Genomic DNA, 18,924 nt, shown 5'->3' with positions numbered 1-18,924 from the left:
GTCGGGGTTTGAGGTGTTTTCGGGCGGATGCGCTAGTGCAGCATGCCCTGGTTGCTATTCAAATAATAGCTTTATGGAGGTGTTGCGGAGGCGGCGGGTGCAGGGGCAGGCGCCTCGGGTTGCGACATCTCGCGCATCAGCGCATCCAGGTCGTCGCCCTGGATCGACATCTCGGGCAGCGTGGCGGGCGTGCTGCGCAGCCACTGCGTGGTGGCGGGCACGGCCATCACCAAGGCGATCACGCCAGCCAGGCAGAGCAGGTAGGGCGCCAGTGCACGCGCCACCGCGCCCATGGCGGGCCGGGGCGCCACCTGGGCGCGGGACAGCACCAGCGCGTAGCCCAGCGGCGGCAGCAGGAACCCCGCCTGCAGCACCAGCAAGGTGAGCGCGGCCACCCAGGCCGCGTCGTCCACCAGTGCCAGCAAAGGGGGCATGACGATGGGAATGATCAGAAAGATCAGCTCGAACGCATCGAGCACAAACGCCGAGCCCAGCAGCACGGCCAGCACCACCCCCATGGCCAGCAGGGGCTGGCCCTGCAGGGCACGCATCCATTCGGCCACCAGCACATCGGTGCCGTAGGCGCGCAGCACCAGCGAGAACGTGACCGCGGCCACCAGCAGCGCAAACAGCGCACCGGTGAGCGCCATGGCGTCGTCCAGCACCTGCGCCAGCCGCCGCAGCGTGAGCTGGCGCGACGCCACGCCCCACACCAGCAGCAGCACCCCGGCGGTGGCGGCGGCCTCCACCGCCCGCACGCGGCCGGTGGTGACCAGTGCCAGCAGGGCCACGATGAGCATGGGCACCACGCCCAGCGTCCAGCGCTCGCTGCGAGAAAGGGGCGCAGGTGCTGACGATGCGGCCCTTTGATCTGCGATGCCGCCAGAGCGGCGCTGGGCCAGCCACCAGGTCACGCCCATCCACAGCACCAGCAGCAAGGCGCCCGGCGCCAGGGCGGCCTGCAGCACATCCTGGGTATTGATGATGCGGGTGCCCGCGCGGGTGCTGGCCAGCCCCAGCTGCGTGGCCAGGGTCAGGCCCTCGGTGTGGGCGCGCAGCATGGCATCACCCAGCAGCAACAGCACCAGCGACGGCGGCACGATGATGCCCAGCGTGCTGGCCACGGCGACCAGGGCGGTGCGGCGGGCAGGCGGCATGCCTTCGTGGGCCCAGGCCTGCCCGGCGGTGTGCGACAGGGTCACCAGGCTGGCCCCCACCGATCCGTTCATGGGCGCCATGAGCATGCCCACGCCCAGGCCAGCCATATCGGGCGCGGCCCGTTGCCCCACCACGCGCGCCAGCAGCTTGCGCAGCCCGCTGTACAGGCCGTTGACCAGTGCCAGGTGGTTGAGCAGCGCACCCACCACGGCGTACAGCACCAGCGCTTGCAGCAGGTCATGTTCGAGCAGGCCCACCACGCGCTCCGGCAGGCTGCGCAGCACGGCGCCATCAAACGCGCCCAGCGCCAGGCCCGCCACCGCGCCCAGGGTGCTGACGCCCAGCAAAACGGCGTAGGTGGCCCAGCCGGTGGTCATCATCAGCACCAGGGCCAGCACCAGCAGCAACAGGCCGATGGCGTTCATGGGATGAGACTCATGCAGGGTCCGCCGGTGCGCCAGTGGGCGTGCTCAGGGTGTGCACGGCCCGCCACAAGTCGGCCAGTGCTTGCAGGGCCAGCAGCACGGCCAGCAGCAGCAAGGCCAGCTTGATGGCGAAGTAGCCGGGGTTGGCGGTTTCAGGAAAGCTCTCCAGCCCCCGCACCGACCGCCATACCGTAGGCGCGGCGGTGATGCACACAAACGCCGCCCAGGGCAGCACGGCCAGGGGTGCGCCCAGCAGGCGCATGGCGCGCACCGGGCCCCTGCCCGCATGGGCGAGGTCGGGGCGGCTGACCAGGTGGGCGCCGCGCCGGTCGGCATGGCGCAGGGCCACGGCCACATACAGCGCAAACAGCACCTGCGCGAGGTCGTTGGCCTGGCTGGACCCCGCGCCCCACCCGTCGCGCAACGGCCATTGCAAAAACAGCAGCAGCACGACCAGCAGCGCCAGCGGCATCACCAGTGTGCCCAGGCGGTTGAGCCAGCGCTCCAGTGGCAAGGGGGTGGGCAGGTCAGGCGGCAAATGCATGCAGATGGAGGGGCGGCGGAATGAGCTGCGAAACAGGCTGCAAAACGGGCCGCTGGGCGGCTCGGTTCAGCATTCGACCACATTCACCGCCAGCCCGCCGCGCGATGTCTCCTTGTATTTCACCTTCATGTCCGCACCGGTCTGCATCATGGTCTTGATGACCTTGTCGAGCGAGACCACGTGCTGCCCGTCCCCGCGCAGCGCCATGCGGGCGGCGTTGATGGCCTTGATCGCGCCCATGGCGTTGCGCTCGATGCAGGGGATCTGCACCAGACCGCCCACGGGGTCGCAGGTCATGCCCAGGTTGTGCTCCATGCCGATCTCGGCCGCGTTCTCCACCTGCTCGGGCGTGCCGCCCATCACGGCGGCCAGCGCGCCAGCGGCCATGGAGCAGGCCACGCCCACTTCGCCCTGGCAGCCCACCTCGGCGCCGGAGAGCGATGCGTTCTCCTTGTAGATGATGCCAATGGCACCTGCGGTGAGCAAAAAGGTGGCAATGCCGTCGTCGTTGGCCGGGATGGGGCCCTGCAGAAAGTTGACGTAGTAGTGCAGCACGGCCGGGATCACGCCTGCCGCACCGTTGGTGGGCGCCGTCACCACGCGGCCGCCAGCGGCGTTTTCTTCGTTCACGGCCATGGCGTACAGGTTCACCCAGTCCAGCATGGAGAGCGGGTCGCGCAGGGCGGCCTCAGGCGAGCGGCTCAGGCTCTTGTGCAGCTCGGCCGCACGCCGGCGCACATGCATGGGGCCGGGCAGCGTACCGGTGCTGGCGCAGCCGCGCTGCACGGCGCCCGCCATGGTCTGCCAGATGGCCAGCAGCTTGCGCCGCACCTCGGCCGGGCTGCGCCAGTGCTGTTCGTTGGCGGCCATGAGCTGGGCCATGCTCAGGCCCGTAGTGCGGCACTGCGCCAGCAGCCCGGCCCCGGTGCGGAACGGGTGTGGCAGGCCCTGGCCATGGCCTGCTATATCGGCGCCAGCGCTGGCGGGCGTGTTGAGCACGCGCTGGCCTGCTGCATCGATCACAAAGCCGCCGCCCACCGAGTAGTACTCACGCATGGCGATGTCGTTGCCCTGCGCATCCAGTGCATGGAACGCCATGCCGTTGGGGTGCAGCGGCAGGCTTTTACGGCGAAACAGCAGGTGGTCCTTTTCGACAAACGGCACGGCATGCTCGCCCAGCAACGCCAGCGTGCCGCTCTGGCGGATCTGTGCGATGGTGGGGGCGATCTGGTCGGGGTCGATGTGGTCTGGCTCGTGCCCGGCCAGACCGAGCAGCACGGCGCGGTCGGTGCCGTGGCCCACGCCGGTGGCTGAGAGGGAGCCGAACAGCTCCACGCTCACCTGGTGCACCGCCGCCAGGCCGACGGTGTCGCGCGCATGGCAGGCAAACTGCCGGGCGGCAATCATGGGCCCCACGGTGTGGGAGCTGGACGGCCCGATGCCGATCTTGAAGAGGTCGAAAACGCTGACGGACATAGTTGGGGGGTGACCCTGGGCTCAGAGAACCAGTGTTAAAGGTGCCCCTGCGCTTGTGGCGCGCGGGCACGGGCCGGCAGGGTGGGGGTGTTGGCCGCCGCCCTGCCACGGTGGCCGCGAGGCTAACCGGGTGCGGTGGCCGGGGCATGCTCGCTATCCCTGCCCCTGCCGGGTCAAGGGCGAGAGGCATCCCAATAAATTGCTATCAATTAAGTAGCTATTGGTGCATATGAATTATGCGCTACAGGCCGTTTTGGCACTGCGTGGTGCGCTGGCAGGCCAATGTGTGAGCCCGCCTTGTGGCCCATGAATCTTTCTTACATCACCAGCGCGCGGCCCAGCATCACGCACCAGTCCCAGCCACGGAGCTTGGGCCGGGTGTGCAGGCTGCCCCCTTTGAGGGCCTCGACCTTGTCGAGGATGCGCAGGCCGCCTTGCACCACCAGCCGCAGCTCCCAGCCGGCGCGGCCGGGCAGGCGGTCCACCAAGGGGGCGCCGCTTTGCATCGTGGTGCGCGCCCAGTGGGCGCAGTCGGCAATCAGGCGGGCGTTCTCGCGGGTGCTTTGCAGCGCCAGCAGCTCGGACTGGCAGGCGCCATACGCTACGCAGTCGGAGCGCGGCAGGTAGTGGCGGCCCCGGGGAATGTCCACGGACAGGTCCTGCCAGAAGTTGATGAGCTGCAGCGCCGTGCAGATGGCGTCGCTCTGGCGCAGCGCCTCGGCGTCGTGCACGCCATACAGGTGCAGCAGCAGCCGGCCCACGGGGTTGGCCGAGCGGCGGCAGTAGTCCAGCAGCTCGTCGCGGTCGGCGTAGCCCTCGCCGTCACGGGTTTTTTCGACGTCCTGGGCAAACGCACTCAGCAGGTCTTCCAGCAGTGGCATGGGCAGCTGGTGGCTGCGCAACACGCCTTGCAGCGGCAAAAACACGCTGGCCCAGCGGGGCGAGGGCGCCTGGCCCTGGGCAATCGCGCGCAGATCGGCCAGGTAGGCCGCCAGGTCAGCCAGCCGGGCGGCGGGCAGGGCATCGCCTTCGTCGGCAATGTCGTCGGCCGTGCGCGCAAAGCCGTAGATGGCGGCAATCGGCTGGCGCAGGCGGGGCGGGCACAGCAGGGATGCGACGGGGAAGTTTTCGTAATGGGTGACAGGAGGCGCCACCGCATCAGTCGCAGTGGGCTGTGGCGCGGAGGCTGCGCCGGGGTGGGGAGAGGGGCTGGGACGGTCGTTCACACCCCGGATTGTCGCTTGACAAGCTCAAGGGCTTCTCATAGATTACTAACCGGTCAGTCAGTAATCATAAAAACCAATCCAGTGGGGGACAAGGCGGCTGGCCCCTGCATCTGTTCACAAGCGCCCTGCATGGCTGCGGGTGGCGGGTGCCTGGTGTACTGTCGCTGCGCGGGCACTCCGGCCTGCGTCTTGCTTGCTGATCCTTGTGGCCCCTTCTTTTTTCACCGGATTTCCCATGCGCACATCCTCCGCCCTGCGGCCCTCTTCACGGCATTCCAGGCTTTTGCTGGTGCTGGCCACCGCTACCGTGCTGGCCGCCTGTTCGCGTCCCGCACCGCCTGAGGAGCCCGTGCGCTTCGTCAAGCTGATGACGGTGGGCGTGGGCGCGCTGCAGTCCAGCCTGGAGTATTCGGGCGAGGTGCGCGCGCGGGTGGAGTCGCGCCTGGGCTTTCGCGTGGCGGGCAAGATCGTTCAGCGCCAGGCCGAGCTGGGCCAGCGCGTGAAGGCCGGGCAGGTGCTGGCGCAACTGGACCCCAAGGACTACCAACTGGCGGCTGACGCCGCGCGTGCGCAACTGGCATCGGCCACCACGCAGCGTGATCTGGCGGCGGCGGACCTCAAGCGTTACCAGGCGCTCAAGGACCAGAACTTCATCAGTGGTGCCGAGCTGGAACGCCGTGAGGCCACGCTCAAAGCGGCCCAGGCCACGCTGGACCAGGCGCGCGCCCAGCTGTCGTCGCAGGGCAACCAGGCGGCCTACACCACGCTGGTGGCCGACGTGTCGGGCGTGGTGACGGGCATCGATGCCGAGCCGGGCCAGGTGGTGTCGGCCGGTGCGCCGGTGGTGCGCATTGCGCAAGACGGCCCGCGCGACGTGGTGTTTGCTGTGCCCGAGGACAAGGTGGCGCAGATCACGACGGGCTCCGAGGTGGCTGTGCGCGGCTGGTCTGGCGGCGCGACCCTGACGGGCCGCGTGCGCGAAGTGGCTGCGAGCGCCGACGCTGCGACCCGCACCTTCCAGGTCAAGGTGGCCATTGACGCTGCGGACGCCCCAGCGCTGGGCGCCACCGTGTACGCCACGCCCAAGGCACTGAGCCATGCCGGCGTTGCCGCCATCAAGCTGCCCACGAGCGCGCTGCGTCAGGAGGGTCAGTCCACCGCCGTGTGGGTGTACGACCCCGCGACCAGCACCGTCAAGTCGCAGGTGGTGCAGATCGCCACGGCCGACGGCAACGATGCCGTGGTGGCAGGGGGCCTGACCCCCGGCATGCGGGTGGTGGCCACTGGCGTGCATGTGCTGTCTCCCGGCCAAAAAGTGACGGTATACCAGCCAAAAGTGGCCCAGGCGCCAGTGAATAAAGCACAGACAGCTCCTGAATCTGTAGCAATGCCGGCGGTGCCATCGGCTCCGGCGGCCGCTGCTGCACCCGCCACCGCCACGGCCTCTGTCGCCAACTGAGGCCCGCCATGACGCAAATCCAACCCAAAGAGGGGTTCAACCTCTCCAAATGGGCGCTCGACCATCCTGCGCTCACCCGCTACCTCATGGTGGTGTTGATGCTGCTGGGCTTTGCCGCCTACTTCCAGCTGGGGCAGGACGAAGACCCTCCGTTCACCTTCCGTGCCATGGTGGTGCGCACCTACTGGCCCGGTGCCACGGCCCAGCAGGTGGCCGAGCAGGTCACCGACAAGATCGAGCGCACGCTGCAGGAAGTGCCGTACGCCGACAAGATCCGCAGCTATTCCAAGCCCGGCGAGTCGCAGATCATTTTCCAGATCAAGGACTCCTCCAAGCCCGGCGACGTGGCCAACGTCTGGTACAGCGTGCGCAAGAAGGTGGGCGACATGCGCTACACCTTGCCCCAGGGCATTCAGGGCCCGTTCTTCAATGACGACTTTGGTGATGTGTATGGCGTGATCTACGCGCTGGAGTCCGAGGGATTCAGCTACGCAGAGCTCAAGCAGTTTGCCGATGACGCGCGCCAGCAGCTGCTGCGCGTGCCCGATGTGGCGAAGGTCGAGCTGTTTGGCGTGCAGGACGAAAAGCTCTTCATCGAGATCTCGCAAAAGCGCCTGTCGCAACTGGGCCTGGACATGAACCAGGTGCTGGCCCAGCTGGGCCAGCAGAACGCAGTGGAAAGCGCGGGCACCATCCAGACGCCGCAAGACCAGGTGCAGGTGCGCGTGCAGGGCCAGTTCAACGCCATCGAGGACCTGCGCGCGATGCCGATCCGTGGCCCCTCGGGCGCGCAACTGCGGCTGGGCGATATCGCTGAAGTGCAGCGCGGCTATGTGGACCCACCGGGCGTGAAGGTGCGCCACCAGGGGCGCGAGGTGATTGCGCTGGGCGTCTCCATGTCCAAGGGCGGCGACATCATTGCGCTGGGCAAGGCCCTGCACACCACCACCGACCGCATCGCTGGCACGTTGCCGGCGGGCGTGAAACTGGTCAACGTGCAAGACCAGCCCAAGGCGGTGTCCACCTCGGTGAACGAGTTTGTCAAGGTGCTGATCGAGGCCGTGGTCATCGTGCTGGCGGTGAGCTTCATCAGCCTGGGCGTCCACAAGCGGCCCGGCAACAACCCGCTGTGGAAGCGCTGGTACATCGACCCCCGCCCGGGGCTGGTGGTGGGCATCACGATCCCGCTGGTGCTGGCCGTCACGTTCCTGGCCATGTGGTACTGGGGCATCGGGCTGCACAAGATTTCGCTGGGCTCGCTCATCATCGCGCTGGGCCTGCTGGTGGACGACGCCATCATTGCGGTGGAGATGATGGTGCTCAAGCTCGAAGAGGGTTATGACAAGGTGCGCGCCGCCACCTTTGCCTACGAGATCACGGCTATGCCCATGCTCACGGGCACGCTGATTACGGCGGCGGGCTTCTTGCCCATCGGCCTGGCCAAGTCCACCACGGGTGAATACACCTTTGCCATCTTTGCCGTGACGGTGATTGCGCTGGTGCTCAGCTGGTTCGTGTCGGTCTACTTCGTTCCTTACCTCGGCACGCTGCTGCTCAAGGTGCCGCCTCACGTCTTGGCCGCTCAGGCCAACAAGGGCATCACGGACGACCCGCACGAGGTTTTTGACAGCCCGTTCTACCGCAGCTTCCGCCGTCTGGTGGACTGGTGCGTGCAGCACCGCTGGCTGACCATTGGCGCCACGGTGCTGACCTTTGCCCTGGGCATTGTCGGCATGGGCAAGGTGCAGCAGCAGTTCTTCCCTGATTCCAGCCGGCCTGAGATTCTGGTGGACATCTGGTTCCCCGAAGGCACGTCGTTCGCAGGCAACGAGGCCGTCACCAAGCGCGTGGAGCAGCGCCTGCTGTCCGAGCCAGGCGTGAACACGGTGAGCACCTGGGTAGGCTCTGGCGTGCCGCGTTTTTATCTGCCGCTCGATCAGGTGTTCCCGCAGAGCAACGTGTCGCAGTTCATCGTGGTGCCCCAAGACCTGAAGGTGCGCGAATCGCTGCGTGTGAAGCTGCCTGCGCTGCTGGCGCAGGAGTTCCCGGAAGTGCGCGGGCGCGTCAAGCTGCTGCCCAACGGGCCGCCCGTGCCTTATCCCGTTCAGTTCCGCGTGGTAGGCCCTGATCCGCTGGTGCTGCGCGAGCGTGCGGACGAGGTCAAGGCCCAGCTGCGCCAGAACCCCAACATGCGCGGGGTGAACGACAACTGGAACGAGTCCGTGAAGGTGCTGCGCCTGGAAGTCGACCAGGCCAAGGCACGCGCCCTGGGCGTGACCAGCCAGTCCATCGCACAGGCGTCCAAGACCATTCTGTCGGGCACGCAGGTCGGCCAGTACCGCGAGGGCGACAAGCTCATCGACATCCTGCTGCGCCAGCCGCTGGATGAGCGCAACGCCATCACTGACATTGCCAACGCCTATCTGCCCACGGCCTCGGGCAAGTCGATCCCGCTCACGCAGATCGCCAAGCCTGTGTTCACCTGGGAGCCCGGCGTGATGTGGCGCGAAAATCGCGACTACGCCATCACCGTGCAGGGCGACGTGACCGAGGGCCTGCAGGGCGCCACGGTGACGGCGGCGCTGCTGCCATCCCTCAAGGAGATTGAGGCCAAGTGGCGGTCGGCGGGCCAGACGGGCTACCGCATCGAGGTGGCGGGCGCCGTGGAGGAAAGCTCCAAGGGCTCGGCGTCCATCGCGGCGGGTCTTCCCATCATGCTGTTCATCACCTTCACGCTGCTCATGCTGCAACTGCACAGCTTCAGCCGTGCCATGCTGGTGTTCCTGACCGGGCCGCTGGGGCTGGCGGGTGTGGCGGCAGCGCTGTTGCTGCTCAATCGTCCCTTTGGTTTTGTGGCGCTGCTGGGGGTGATCGCGCTCATGGGCATGATCCAGCGCAATTCGGTGATCCTGATCGATCAGATCGAGCAGGACCGCGCCCGGGGCGTGCCCGCCTGGGATGCCATTGTGGAATCGGCCGTGCGCCGTTTGCGCCCCATCGTGCTCACCGCCGCTGCCGCCGTGCTGGCCATGATCCCGCTGTCGCGCAGCGTGTTCTGGGGGCCGATGGCCGTTGCCATCATGGGCGGGCTGGTGGTGGCCACGGTGCTCACGCTGCTGGCACTGCCTGCAATGTATGCGGCCTGGTTCCGTGTCAAACGACCTGCGCCAGAGGTTCCTGGTGCTGCTTGACCGACAGGGCGTCCGCATCAGGTAAAATAGAAGGTTGACCGATTTCACACAGGCGGCAGCTGAGGTTGCCGCCTGTTTGTTTGTAGAACCGCGCGGGTGGCGAAATTGGTAGACGCACCAGGTTTAGGTCCTGACGCCAGCAATGGTGTGGGGGTTCGAGTCCCCCCCCGCGCACCACCCATGTGAGACTTTGCGGAACACGGCGCTGCTGCGCTGCAGCCAGCACGATCCACATTCATAAGAGGAATAGCCATGGCCGTTACTGTTGAAACCCTTGAGAAGCTCGAGCGCAAGATCACGCTGAGCGTGCCCGTCACCCTGATCCAGTCCGAAGTGGACACGCGCCTCAAGCGCCTGGCCCGTACGGTCAAGATGGACGGTTTCCGTCCCGGCAAGGTGCCCATGAACGTGGTGGCCCAGCGTTATGGCTACTCGGTGCAGTACGAAGTGCTGAACGACAAGGTGGGTGAGGCCTTTGCTGTGGCTGCGAATGAAGCCAACCTGCGTGTTGCTGGCCAGCCCCGCATCACTGAAAAGGAAGGCGCTCCCGAAGGCCAGGTGACTTTTGATGCCATCTTCGAAGTGTTCCCCGAAGTCAAGATCGCTGACCTGTCGGACGCCGAAGTTGAAAAACTGTCGTCCGAAGTGACCGACAGCGCCATCGACAAGACCATCGACATCCTGCGCAAGCAGCGCCGCAGCTTCGCCCAGCGCGCCATTGACGCCGCTGCGCAAGACGGTGACCGCGTGACCGTGGACTTCGAAGGCAAGATCGACGGCGAACCCTTTGACGGCGGCAAGGCCGAAGACTTCCAGTTCCTGGTCGGCGAAGGCCAGATGCTCAAGGAGTTCGAAGACGCGGTGCGTGGCATGAAGTCCGGCGAAAGCAAGACTTTCCCCTTGGCGTTCCCTGCCGAATACCACGGCAAGGACGTCGCTGGCAAGACCGCCGACTTCCTGGTGACCATCAAGAAGATTGAAGCGGCCCACCTGCCCGAAGTGAATGATGCTCTGGCCAAGTCGCTGGGCATTGCCGACGGTTCCGTGGATGGCCTGCGCGCCGACATCAAGAAGAACCTGGAGCGCGAAGTCAAGTTCCGCTTGCTGGCTCGCAACAAGGCCGCCGTGATGGACGCCCTGGTGTCCAAGGCCGAGTTGGACCTGCCCAATTCCAGTATCCAGGCTGAAATCGCCCGCCTGATGGAAGGTGCCCGCGCTGAACTCAAGCAACGCGGTATCAAGGACGCCGACAAGGCCGAGATCCCTGAAGACGTGTTCCGTCCCCAGGCAGAGCGCCGTGTGCGCCTGGGCCTTGTGCTGGCCGAGCTGGTGCGCGCCAATGAGCTGCAGGCCAAGCCCGAGCAGCTCAAGGCCCACATCGACGAGCTGGCCGCCAGCTACGAGAAGCCCGAAGACGTGGTGCGTTGGTACTTCGGCGACCGCCAGCGTCTGGCCGAAGTCGAAGCCGTTGTCATCGAAAACAACGTGACCGAATTCGTGCTGTCCAAGGCCAAGGTGGTCGAAAAAGCCATTTCCTTCGACGACCTGATGGCGCAGCAGGGCTGATAGGCCCTCGGGCCGGGTGGTCTGCCTCGTGCAACTACCCGGTTCTGGTTGTCAAGACACACCAGGGGCTTGTGCTTTCGTGCACAAGCCCCAATTCATTTCTGGGTACAGTACCTGCTTGACTGGAGAAATACATGAGCGCATTGGAAACACAAGGCCTGGGCATGGTCCCCATGGTCATCGAGCAGTCGGGCCGTGGCGAACGGTCCTATGACATCTACTCGCGCCTGCTCAAGGAGCGCGTGATTTTTCTGGTGGGCCCGGTCAATGACCAGACCGCCAACCTGGTGGTGGCACAGCTGCTGTTCCTGGAAAGTGAAAACCCGGACAAGGACATCTCGTTCTACATCAACTCGCCCGGTGGTTCGGTGAGCGCCGGTATGGCGATTTTTGACACCATGAACTTCATCAAGCCCGATGTCTCGACCCTGTGCACGGGCATGGCGGCCAGCATGGGTGCGTTCCTGCTGGCGGCGGGCGCCAAGGGCAAGCGTTTTGCGCTGCCCAACTCCAAGGTCATGATCCATCAGCCATTGGGCGGCATGCAGGGCCAAGCCACCGAGATCGAGATCCACGCCCGCGAGATCCTCAAGACCCGCGAGCAGCTCAACAAGATCCTTGCTGAGCGCACCGGACAGCCGCTGGAGAAGATCCAGCGCGACACCGAGCGTGACTATTTCCTCTCGGCCGACGAGGCCAAGGACTATGGTTTGGTCGATCAAGTGATCAGCCAACGCGCCTGATCGCCCGAGGGCGACGAAGCGGCGTTTTCCCGAGGGGAAGACGCCGTTTTTTATTTGGTTATCATCCCGACAACTTTCCGAAACAAGCAAGGCATTGCCCCCATGGCCGAGAAAAAAGGCTCTTCCAGCGAAAAAACCCTTTACTGCTCTTTTTGCGGCAAAAGCCAGCATGAAGTGAAGAAGCTGATCGCCGGTCCGTCGGTCTTTATCTGCGACGAGTGCATTGACCTGTGCAACGAGATCATCCGCGACGAACTGCCTGCTGGGGACTTGGCCCGCGAAGGCCGCAGTGACCTGCCCACGCCGGTCGAGATCAAGGCCAATCTGGACAACTATGTGATTGGCCAGGATGTTGCCAAGCGCACGCTGGCGGTGGCGGTGTACAACCACTACAAGCGCCTGCGCCATAAGGACAAGGCCCACAAGGACGATGTGGAGCTGTCCAAAAGCAACATCCTGCTGATCGGCCCTACGGGTTCGGGCAAGACATTGCTGGCGCAGACCCTGGCACGCATGCTGGATGTTCCCTTTGTGATGGCCGACGCCACCACGCTGACCGAAGCCGGCTATGTGGGCGAGGATGTGGAAAACATCGTCCAGAAGCTGCTGCAAAGTTGCAACTACGAAGTCGAGCGCGCCCAGCGCGGTATTGTCTATATCGATGAAATCGACAAGATTTCGCGCAAATCCGACAACCCCAGCATCACGCGCGATGTGTCGGGCGAGGGCGTGCAGCAGGCGCTGCTCAAGCTCATCGAGGGCACCATGGCCAGTGTGCCGCCCCAGGGCGGGCGCAAGCACCCGAACCAGGACTTCCTGCAGATCGACACAACCAACATCCTGTTCATCTGCGGTGGCGCGTTTGCAGGGCTGGAAAAGGTCATCGAGAACCGGACCGAGGCCTCAGGCATCGGCTTTGGCGCATCGGTCAAAAGCAAGAAGCAGCGCTCTCTGACCGAAGTGTTCACCGAGATCGAGCCCGAAGACCTGATCAAGTTCGGGCTGATTCCTGAACTGGTGGGCCGTATGCCTGTGGTGACTGCCTTGGCTGAACTGAGTGAAGATGCGTTGGTGCAGATCCTGACCGAGCCGAAGAACGCGCTGGTCAAGCAGTACAGCAAGCTCCTGGCCATGGAAGGCGTGGACTTGGAAATTCGCCCGGCTGCCCTGAAAGCCATTGCCCGCAAGGCGCTGGCCCGCAAGACGGGCGCGCGAGGTCTGCGTTCCATCCTGGAGCAATCGCTGATCGGCACGATGTTCGACCTGCCCAACACCAGCAACGTCGAAAAGGTGGTGGTGGACGAATCCACCATCGAAGAAAACAAGCCGCCGCTGCTCGTGTACCGCGAAGCGGCCAAGAAGGCCTGAGAAGACCGGAGCGGGCGCCATGTTGTCGCCCTTTGAACCATCAACCCTTGCGCCAGTACGGCTGCGTGCAAGGGTTGAAAATCCCCACATGTGGACCCACTTCCACAGAGCACTTTGAGGATTTCCATGTCCGGACATACCCCCCTGCCAGCCACCCCTATTGACCTGCCGCTGTTGCCTTTGCGCGATGTGGTGGTGTTCCCTCACATGGTGATCCCGCTTTTCGTGGGCCGCCCCAAGAGCATCAAGGCCCTTGAGATGGCCATGGAGGCTGATCGCCGCATCATGTTGGTGGCCCAAAAAGCTGCCGCCAAGGATGAGCCCTCGGTGGCCGACATGTTCGATGTGGGCTGTGTCTCCACCATCTTGCAGATGCTTAAGCTGCCCGACGGCACCGTGAAGGTGCTGGTGGAAGGCCAGCAGCGCGCTCTGGTGGCTTCCATTGAAGATGCCGAGACGCATTTCATGGCCACCGTGACACCGGTGGAGGCAACCCCCGACGCCAATAAGCCAAGTGAAATCGAGGCCCTGCGTCGCGCAGTGATGCAGCAGTTTGACCAGTACGTCAAACTCAACAAGAAGATCCCGCCCGAGATCCTGACTTCCATCTCCAGCATTGACGATCCAGGTCGACTGGCAGACACCATTGCTGCACACCTGCCTCTCAAGCTCGAGAACAAGCAGGTGGTGCTGGATCTTTCGGATGTAAAGGCGCGCCTCGAAAACCTGTTCGAGCAGCTCGATCGCGAAGTGGACATCCTGAACGTCGACAAAAAGATCCGTGGCCGCGTGAAGCGCCAGATGGAGAAGAACCAGCGTGACTTCTATCTGAACGAGCAAGTCAAGGCCATCCAGAAGGAACTGGGTGAGGGCGACGAAGGCGCCGACATCGAGGAGATCGAGAAAAAGATCAAGCTCGCCAAGATGCCGGCGGAGGCCCGCAAGAAGGCTGACGCCGAACTCAAGAAGCTCAAGCTGATGTCGCCCATGTCGGCCGAGGCGACGGTGGTGCGCAACTACATCGACGTGCTCACCGCGCTGCCTTGGAGCAAGAAGACCAAGATCAAGCACGACCTTGTGAATGCCGAGGGCGTCCTCAACGAAGACCATTACGGCCTCGACAAGGTCAAGGACCGCATCCTTGAATACCTCGCGGTACAGCAGCGCGTGGACAAAGTGAAAGCGCCCATCCTGTGCCTGGTGGGCCCTCCTGGCGTGGGCAAGACCTCGCTGGGGCAATCGATCGCCAAGGCCACCGGCCGCAAGTACGTGCGCATGGCCCTGGGCGGCATGCGCGACGAGGCCGAGATCCGCGGGCATCGCCGCACCTACATCGGTGCGCTGCCGGGCAAGGTGCTGCAGAGCCTGTCCAAGGTGGGCACGCGCAATCCGCTGTTCCTGCTGGACGAGATCGACAAGCTGGGTACTGACTTTCGGGGCGATCCGTCGAGCGCTCTGTTGGAGGTGCTGGACCCTGAGCAGAACCACACCTTTGGCGACCACTACGTCGAGGTGGACTTCGACCTGAGCGATGTGATGTTCGTCGCCACATCGAATTCGATGAACATTCCGCCGGCACTGCTCGACCGCATGGAAGTGATTCGCCTGTCGGGCTACACCGAAGACGAGAAAACCAGCATCGCCATGAAGTACTTGCTGCCCAAGCAGCTCAAGAACAATGGCGTGAAGGACGAAGAACTGCTCATCACCGAGCCTGCAGTGCGCGACATGGTGCGTTACTACACCCGTGAAGCGGGTGTGCGTTCGCTCGAGCGCGAGTTGTCCAAAATTTGCCGCAAGGTGGTCAAGGGCCTGCAGCTCAAGAAACTGGAGCCGCAGGTGGTGGTCACGGCTGACAACCTGCCGGACTTTTTGGGCGTGCGCAAGTACACCTATGGCCGTGCGGAGTTGCAAAACCAGGTGGGACAGGTAGTAGGCCTGGCGTGGACCGAGGTGGGTGGCGATCTGTTGACCATCGAGGCGGCCATCATGCCGGGCAAGGGTGTGATTACGCGCACGGGTTCGCTGGGTGATGTGATGAAGGAATCCGTGGAGGCTGCCCGTACGGTGGTGCGCAGCCGCGCGCGCATGCTGGGTATCAAGGATGAAACGTTCGAAAAGCGCGACATCCACATTCACGTGCCAGACGGTGCCACCCCCAAGGACGGCCCCAGCGCGGGGGCTGCGATGACTACCGCGTTTGTTTCTGCGCTCACGGGTATCCCTGTGCGCGGCGATGTGGCCATGACAGGCGAGATCACGCTGCGTGGCGAGGTGACGGCCATAGGTGGCCTTAAGGAAAAGCTGCTGGCCGCATTGCGCGGTGGCATCAAGACCGTGCTGATCCCTGAAGAGAACGTGAAGGACCTCGCCGAGATTCCGGACAACGTGAAGAGCGGCCTGGAGATCGTGCCCGTGCGGTGGATCGACAAGGTGCTGGAAGTTGCTTTGGAGAGCAAGCCCGTGCCGCTGACGGATGAAGAGGTTGCAGTGGCTGCTGCGGTGCCTGTGTCGACGGACAAGGCAGCGGTGTCGTCCGCCACGGCCGATGGATTGAAACATTGACGCAATTTTTTTGGGAACTCCCAAAAAATGCGCTACAATTCATTCCATCGCAGCAAACGTTGTACAATGTAAGGCTTCGGTAAATGCGGGAATAGCTCAGTTGGTAGAGCGCAACCTTGCCAAGGTTGAGGTCGAGAGTTCGAGACTCTTTTCCCGCTCCAATTTCCAAAAAAAGGGAAGCAGTTGCTTCCCTTTTTTGTCAGAGGAATGAGAGTTCCTGGCGCGGTAGCAAAGCGGTTATGCCCCGGATTGCAAATCCGGTTAGTCCGGTTCGACTCCGGACCGCGCCTCCAGATATGGTCTGCAGCAGTAAAGCGATGAAAGCCTCTGGGCCGAGACGCTCGCAGGGATCGTGTCGATGGATGGTAGTTGGATGGAAATTTTTTGGCTTGCAATCGAATACGGCCAAAAATAGTTATATAATTTGAGGCTTGCTGATAAGCACTAACGGAAACGTTAGGGAAATCAGAAAATGCGGGAATAGCTCAGTTGGTAGAGCGCAACCTTGCCAAGGTTGAGGTCGAGAGTTCGAGACTCTTTTCCCGCTCCATATTTGAAAAGGGAAGCTTAGGCTTCCCTTTTTTCTTGGTGGTTCGGAGCGTGCTGTTGTCAAACAGCGGTCCCGACCAGAGATGCGACAGGGCATTGCGCGCACGCGCTGCCCGGGTTACGCTGCAACGCAGGTATGCGCTCAGCAGCCGGCGCCCCGATGGTGAAATTGGTAGACACTGCGGACTTAAAATCCGCCGCTTTCCTGAAAAGGGGCGTGCCGGTTCGACCCCGGCTCGGGGCACCACTACGATTCAATCATGTCAAGTTACAACGCTCCCTTCGAAATCCACGTCCACGGACAGGTTCTCTTGCGCGCTGATGTCAGTTTTGACCAGCTCCAGGAGGCGCTCAAACCCCTGTGGAAGTACGCTGGAGCCCGTTCGCTGGCCGATGGCGCGGCCAGTGCCTATGAGGAAGAACCTGGCATCAAGTACGACGCGCAGGAGCACTTGCTGCAGATGTGCTGGACGGTACGGGGTGACGAGGATTTCCGCCAGTCGCTCGACGAGATGTGCATGAGCCTCAATGAGCTGGCGGAGCAAGGCGCGGCCATCGAGGTCACCTTCTACGACACCGACTTTGATGAAGACGAAGAAGAGCAGGGTGCCGAGTCGCGCGATGACTTCGTGATGCTTTTCGTCGGCCCCACGCCCGCTGCCATCATGCAGGTGCAGCGTGATCTGCTGGTGCAAGACGTGGTGAACATGATGGAGCGCCACTTTGATGGCGCCGAGTTAGGGGGGGTGGTCGCAGAGATCGACAAGCTGTTCAGTCAGCGTTTTGATGCCCTGGTGAACTCCCTGGAGATCGGCAAGCCCCCGCGTGGCCCCGGCGGCCCAGGTGGTGGTCACGGCGGTGGTGGTGGCCGTCGTCCGCGCCACTTGCACTGACCTGCGTGGGCGTGCTGCGCTGAGTGGTGGCGCACGCCTTTCCGTGCATCTCCCTCAGATATCTCCCAGGCATTGGATCAATTCTCCAAACGCTTCGATGCCTCTGTGTGGTCGCGCCACTCCATGCCCTGCGCGTCGCTGCCTTGTTGCCTATGAGCACTGATCTTCCGTATCTGCGTTCTTACCCCGCTTCGTTGCAGGACCAGGCGCGCGATCTGCTGGCACAGGGAAAGCTCGGGACGGTCCTGCTGCGCAAGTATCCGCAGGCGCATGCCGTGCGCAGCGACAGGGCACTCTACGACTATGCGCAGGAGCTCAAGGCACGCTACCTGCGCAACGCGGGCACGGTCAACAAGGTGCTGTTCGACAACAAGATCCACGTGGTGCGCCACGCGCTGGGCTTGCACACGGCGGTGTCGCGTGTGCAGGGCAACCGGCTGGCGGCCAAGCATGAGATTCGCATTGCCGCGATGTTCAAGCAGGCGCCCGAAGAGTTCCTGCGCATGATCGTTGTCCACGAGCTGGCCCACCTGCGCGAGAAGGACCACGACAAAGCCTTCTACCAGCTCTGCACCCACATGGAGCCGCAGTACCACCAGTACGAGTTCGACCTGCGCCTGTACCTCACCCACGTGGAGCTGGCAGGCACCCGGCTATGGGGCAGCGACGCGTCCTGATCGCACAGAGCCGCTACACCCAGTTGCTTCATAAATGATAGCAACTGGCGCATATGGATCATTCGCCAGAAGCAGATAGAGACTGAATCAGGGAACTGAAACGCTCCGGCACTGGCTGGGGGGCAGGTCCAGCCACCGATGGGCTGCTGCCTCCAGCATGGACACCGGGCCCGTGGTGAGCAATTGCACCGATGGGTTGCTCTGGAGGGGCGGCGGTTGATTGCCCGGGTTCGGTGGCTCGGGCACAGCGAGCAGGCCTGCGGTCTCCAGCAGCCGCCGCGTCTGGCGCGCCACGGGCTCTCCAGTCTCAATGAACTGGACGTCAGGCCCCACCAGTGCGCGCAACTCGTGGGCCACAAAGATGTAGTGGGTGCAGCCCAGCACCAGGGTGTCCATCTGCCCGGGGCCTGTGCCAAAACTGCCCATCGCCTGAAGATATCGTTCGCACAGTGCGCCAGTCTCCGTGGCACCGACAGGACTGCCGGGGGCGGCGGGTGGCAGGGCCACGCTGCGCTCGATGGCGTGCGCCAGACCATCGCAGGGCTGCACTACAAAGTGGGCCTGGTCAGCCAGTGAGGCCATGAGCTTGCCGAACTTGGCGCTGGTCAATGTGCCACGTGTGCCGATGACACCCACATGCCCTGTTTTCGTCACTGCAAGAGCGGGCTTGACGGCTGGCTCCAGCCCCACGAGGGGCAACTCCGGGTGGCTGCTTCGCACCTCATTAATGGCAGCCGCAGTGGCCGTGTTACACGCCACCACCAGGGCCTTGATGTGGTGCTGCTCGCACAGGTACTGGGTGATGGCATGGGTGCGGGCGGCCACATAGGCGTCGCCACGCTCGCCGTAGGGGGCGTGGCCGCTGTCGGCCAGGTACACGAAGCGCTCGTGGGGCATGGCGGCCAGCAGGGCACGCAGCACGCTCAGTCCGCCGACGCCGCTGTCAAATACACCGATAGGAGAAGAGGCCGACTGCATCAGGGAGCCCATGGTTGGACAAAAGGCTGGATTGTAGGAAATGAGCGTATGTCTGTAGCGTGTGCACCGGGGGCGCTGCGCTGGGACAAGACCATGGATTTTGACC

At 63.8% G+C, this 18,924-nt stretch carries 13 protein-coding genes and 5 tRNA genes; 13 read left to right on the top strand and 5 right to left on the bottom strand.

From position 1 onward, the window contains the following. Positions 1 to 71: 71 nt before the first annotated feature. From C8C95_RS01975 to hpnC, 4 genes are all read right to left on the bottom strand, one after another. Positions 72 to 1,583: a TRAP transporter large permease subunit gene (locus tag C8C95_RS01975; protein ID WP_116747458.1), complete on the bottom strand. Its 1,512-nt coding sequence runs from the start codon at positions 1,581 to 1,583 to the stop codon at positions 72 to 74. Between the two features lie 10 nt (positions 1,584 to 1,593). Next, on the bottom strand, positions 1,594 to 2,127 hold the full coding sequence (locus tag C8C95_RS01970) for a C4-dicarboxylate ABC transporter substrate-binding protein (RefSeq protein WP_116747457.1): 534 nt from the start codon (positions 2,125 to 2,127) through the stop codon (positions 1,594 to 1,596). 66 nt (positions 2,128 to 2,193) lie between these two features. After that, positions 2,194 to 3,603 carry an L-serine ammonia-lyase gene (locus tag C8C95_RS01965; protein WP_116747456.1) on the bottom strand — a complete coding sequence of 470 codons (1,410 nt, stop codon included), beginning with the start codon at positions 3,601 to 3,603 and terminating at the stop codon, positions 2,194 to 2,196. Positions 3,604 to 3,920: 317 nt separating this feature from the next. Next, on the bottom strand, positions 3,921 to 4,757 hold the full coding sequence (hpnC, locus tag C8C95_RS01960) for a squalene synthase HpnC (protein ID WP_116747455.1): 837 nt from the start codon (positions 4,755 to 4,757) through the stop codon (positions 3,921 to 3,923). A 307-nt stretch (positions 4,758 to 5,064) separates the two neighbouring features. Here hpnC and C8C95_RS01955 point away from each other — a divergent pair, with 307 nt between their 5' ends. The 13 genes from C8C95_RS01955 to C8C95_RS01895 all read left to right on the top strand — a co-directional run bounded on the left by C8C95_RS01955 (position 5,065) and on the right by C8C95_RS01895 (position 17,840). Then, positions 5,065 to 6,288: an efflux RND transporter periplasmic adaptor subunit gene (locus C8C95_RS01955; RefSeq protein WP_116750102.1), complete on the top strand. Its 1,224-nt coding sequence runs from the start codon at positions 5,065 to 5,067 to the stop codon at positions 6,286 to 6,288. An 8-nt stretch (positions 6,289 to 6,296) separates the two neighbouring features. Then, on the top strand, positions 6,297 to 9,479 hold the full coding sequence (locus C8C95_RS01950; protein WP_056064492.1) for an efflux RND transporter permease subunit: 3,183 nt from the start codon (positions 6,297 to 6,299) through the stop codon (positions 9,477 to 9,479). A gap of 90 nt (positions 9,480 to 9,569) precedes the next feature. Beyond that, a tRNA-Leu gene (locus tag C8C95_RS01945) sits at positions 9,570 to 9,656 on the top strand. 75 nt (positions 9,657 to 9,731) lie between these two features. Further along, positions 9,732 to 11,045: a trigger factor gene (gene tig, locus C8C95_RS01940; protein WP_056064489.1), complete on the top strand. Its 1,314-nt coding sequence runs from the start codon at positions 9,732 to 9,734 to the stop codon at positions 11,043 to 11,045. Positions 11,046 to 11,179: 134 nt separating this feature from the next. Then, on the top strand, positions 11,180 to 11,788 hold the full coding sequence (clpP, locus tag C8C95_RS01935; protein WP_015014885.1) for an ATP-dependent Clp endopeptidase proteolytic subunit ClpP: 609 nt from the start codon (positions 11,180 to 11,182) through the stop codon (positions 11,786 to 11,788). A gap of 102 nt (positions 11,789 to 11,890) precedes the next feature. Continuing rightward, a complete protein-coding gene (gene clpX / locus C8C95_RS01930; protein ID WP_056064485.1) occupies positions 11,891 to 13,156 on the top strand; it encodes an ATP-dependent Clp protease ATP-binding subunit ClpX in 1,266 nt (421 codons plus the stop codon). A 126-nt stretch (positions 13,157 to 13,282) separates the two neighbouring features. Then, positions 13,283 to 15,721 carry an endopeptidase La gene (gene lon / locus C8C95_RS01925; protein WP_056064482.1) on the top strand — a complete coding sequence of 813 codons (2,439 nt, stop codon included), beginning with the start codon at positions 13,283 to 13,285 and terminating at the stop codon, positions 15,719 to 15,721. Positions 15,722 to 15,806: 85 nt separating this feature from the next. Further along, positions 15,807 to 15,882 (top strand) — tRNA-Gly (locus tag C8C95_RS01920). A gap of 58 nt (positions 15,883 to 15,940) precedes the next feature. Further along, positions 15,941 to 16,014: transfer RNA gene (locus C8C95_RS01915), tRNA-Cys, on the top strand. Positions 16,015 to 16,195: 181 nt separating this feature from the next. Then, a tRNA-Gly gene (locus tag C8C95_RS01910) sits at positions 16,196 to 16,271 on the top strand. A gap of 153 nt (positions 16,272 to 16,424) precedes the next feature. After that, positions 16,425 to 16,517, top strand: a tRNA-Leu gene (locus C8C95_RS01905). Positions 16,518 to 16,530: 13 nt separating this feature from the next. Then, positions 16,531 to 17,163: a DUF6806 family protein gene (locus C8C95_RS01900; protein WP_056064478.1), complete on the top strand. Its 633-nt coding sequence runs from the start codon at positions 16,531 to 16,533 to the stop codon at positions 17,161 to 17,163. A 152-nt stretch (positions 17,164 to 17,315) separates the two neighbouring features. Continuing rightward, positions 17,316 to 17,840 carry a M48 family metallopeptidase gene (locus tag C8C95_RS01895; protein ID WP_116747454.1) on the top strand — a complete coding sequence of 175 codons (525 nt, stop codon included), beginning with the start codon at positions 17,316 to 17,318 and terminating at the stop codon, positions 17,838 to 17,840. A gap of 87 nt (positions 17,841 to 17,927) precedes the next feature. Here C8C95_RS01895 and murI read toward each other — a convergent pair whose 3' ends face one another. After that, complete coding sequence (gene murI / locus C8C95_RS01890; RefSeq protein ID WP_116750101.1) at positions 17,928 to 18,818, bottom strand: glutamate racemase; 891 nt, start codon at positions 18,816 to 18,818, stop codon at positions 17,928 to 17,930. Positions 18,819 to 18,924 lie beyond the last annotated feature (106 nt).

This window comes from Acidovorax sp. 99 (assembly GCF_003096455.1).
GTDB lineage: Bacteria > Pseudomonadota > Gammaproteobacteria > Burkholderiales > Burkholderiaceae_C > Acidovorax > Acidovorax delafieldii.
This window is presented reverse-complemented; position numbering and strand designations above follow the sequence as displayed.

Bases quoted from the DNA above. Each gene is read 5' to 3' on its own strand.
- C8C95_RS01975 (WP_116747458.1), bottom strand. From the start codon at position 1,583: ATGAACGCCATCGGCCTGTTGCTGCTGGTGCTGGCCCTGGTGCTGATG.
- C8C95_RS01970 (WP_116747457.1), bottom strand. From the start codon at position 2,127: ATGCATTTGCCGCCTGACCTGCCCACCCCCTTGCCACTGGAGCGCTGG.
- C8C95_RS01965 (WP_116747456.1), bottom strand. From the start codon at position 3,603: ATGTCCGTCAGCGTTTTCGACCTCTTCAAGATCGGCATCGGGCCGTCC.
- C8C95_RS01955 (WP_116750102.1), top strand. From the start codon at position 5,065: ATGCGCACATCCTCCGCCCTGCGGCCCTCTTCACGGCATTCCAGGCTT.
- C8C95_RS01950 (WP_056064492.1), top strand. From the start codon at position 6,297: ATGACGCAAATCCAACCCAAAGAGGGGTTCAACCTCTCCAAATGGGCG.
- tig (WP_056064489.1), top strand. From the start codon at position 9,732: ATGGCCGTTACTGTTGAAACCCTTGAGAAGCTCGAGCGCAAGATCACG.
- clpP (WP_015014885.1), top strand. From the start codon at position 11,180: ATGAGCGCATTGGAAACACAAGGCCTGGGCATGGTCCCCATGGTCATC.
- clpX (WP_056064485.1), top strand. From the start codon at position 11,891: ATGGCCGAGAAAAAAGGCTCTTCCAGCGAAAAAACCCTTTACTGCTCT.
- lon (WP_056064482.1), top strand. From the start codon at position 13,283: ATGTCCGGACATACCCCCCTGCCAGCCACCCCTATTGACCTGCCGCTG.
- C8C95_RS01900 (WP_056064478.1), top strand. From the start codon at position 16,531: ATGTCAAGTTACAACGCTCCCTTCGAAATCCACGTCCACGGACAGGTT.
- C8C95_RS01895 (WP_116747454.1), top strand. From the start codon at position 17,316: ATGAGCACTGATCTTCCGTATCTGCGTTCTTACCCCGCTTCGTTGCAG.
- murI (WP_116750101.1), bottom strand. From the start codon at position 18,818: ATGCAGTCGGCCTCTTCTCCTATCGGTGTATTTGACAGCGGCGTCGGC.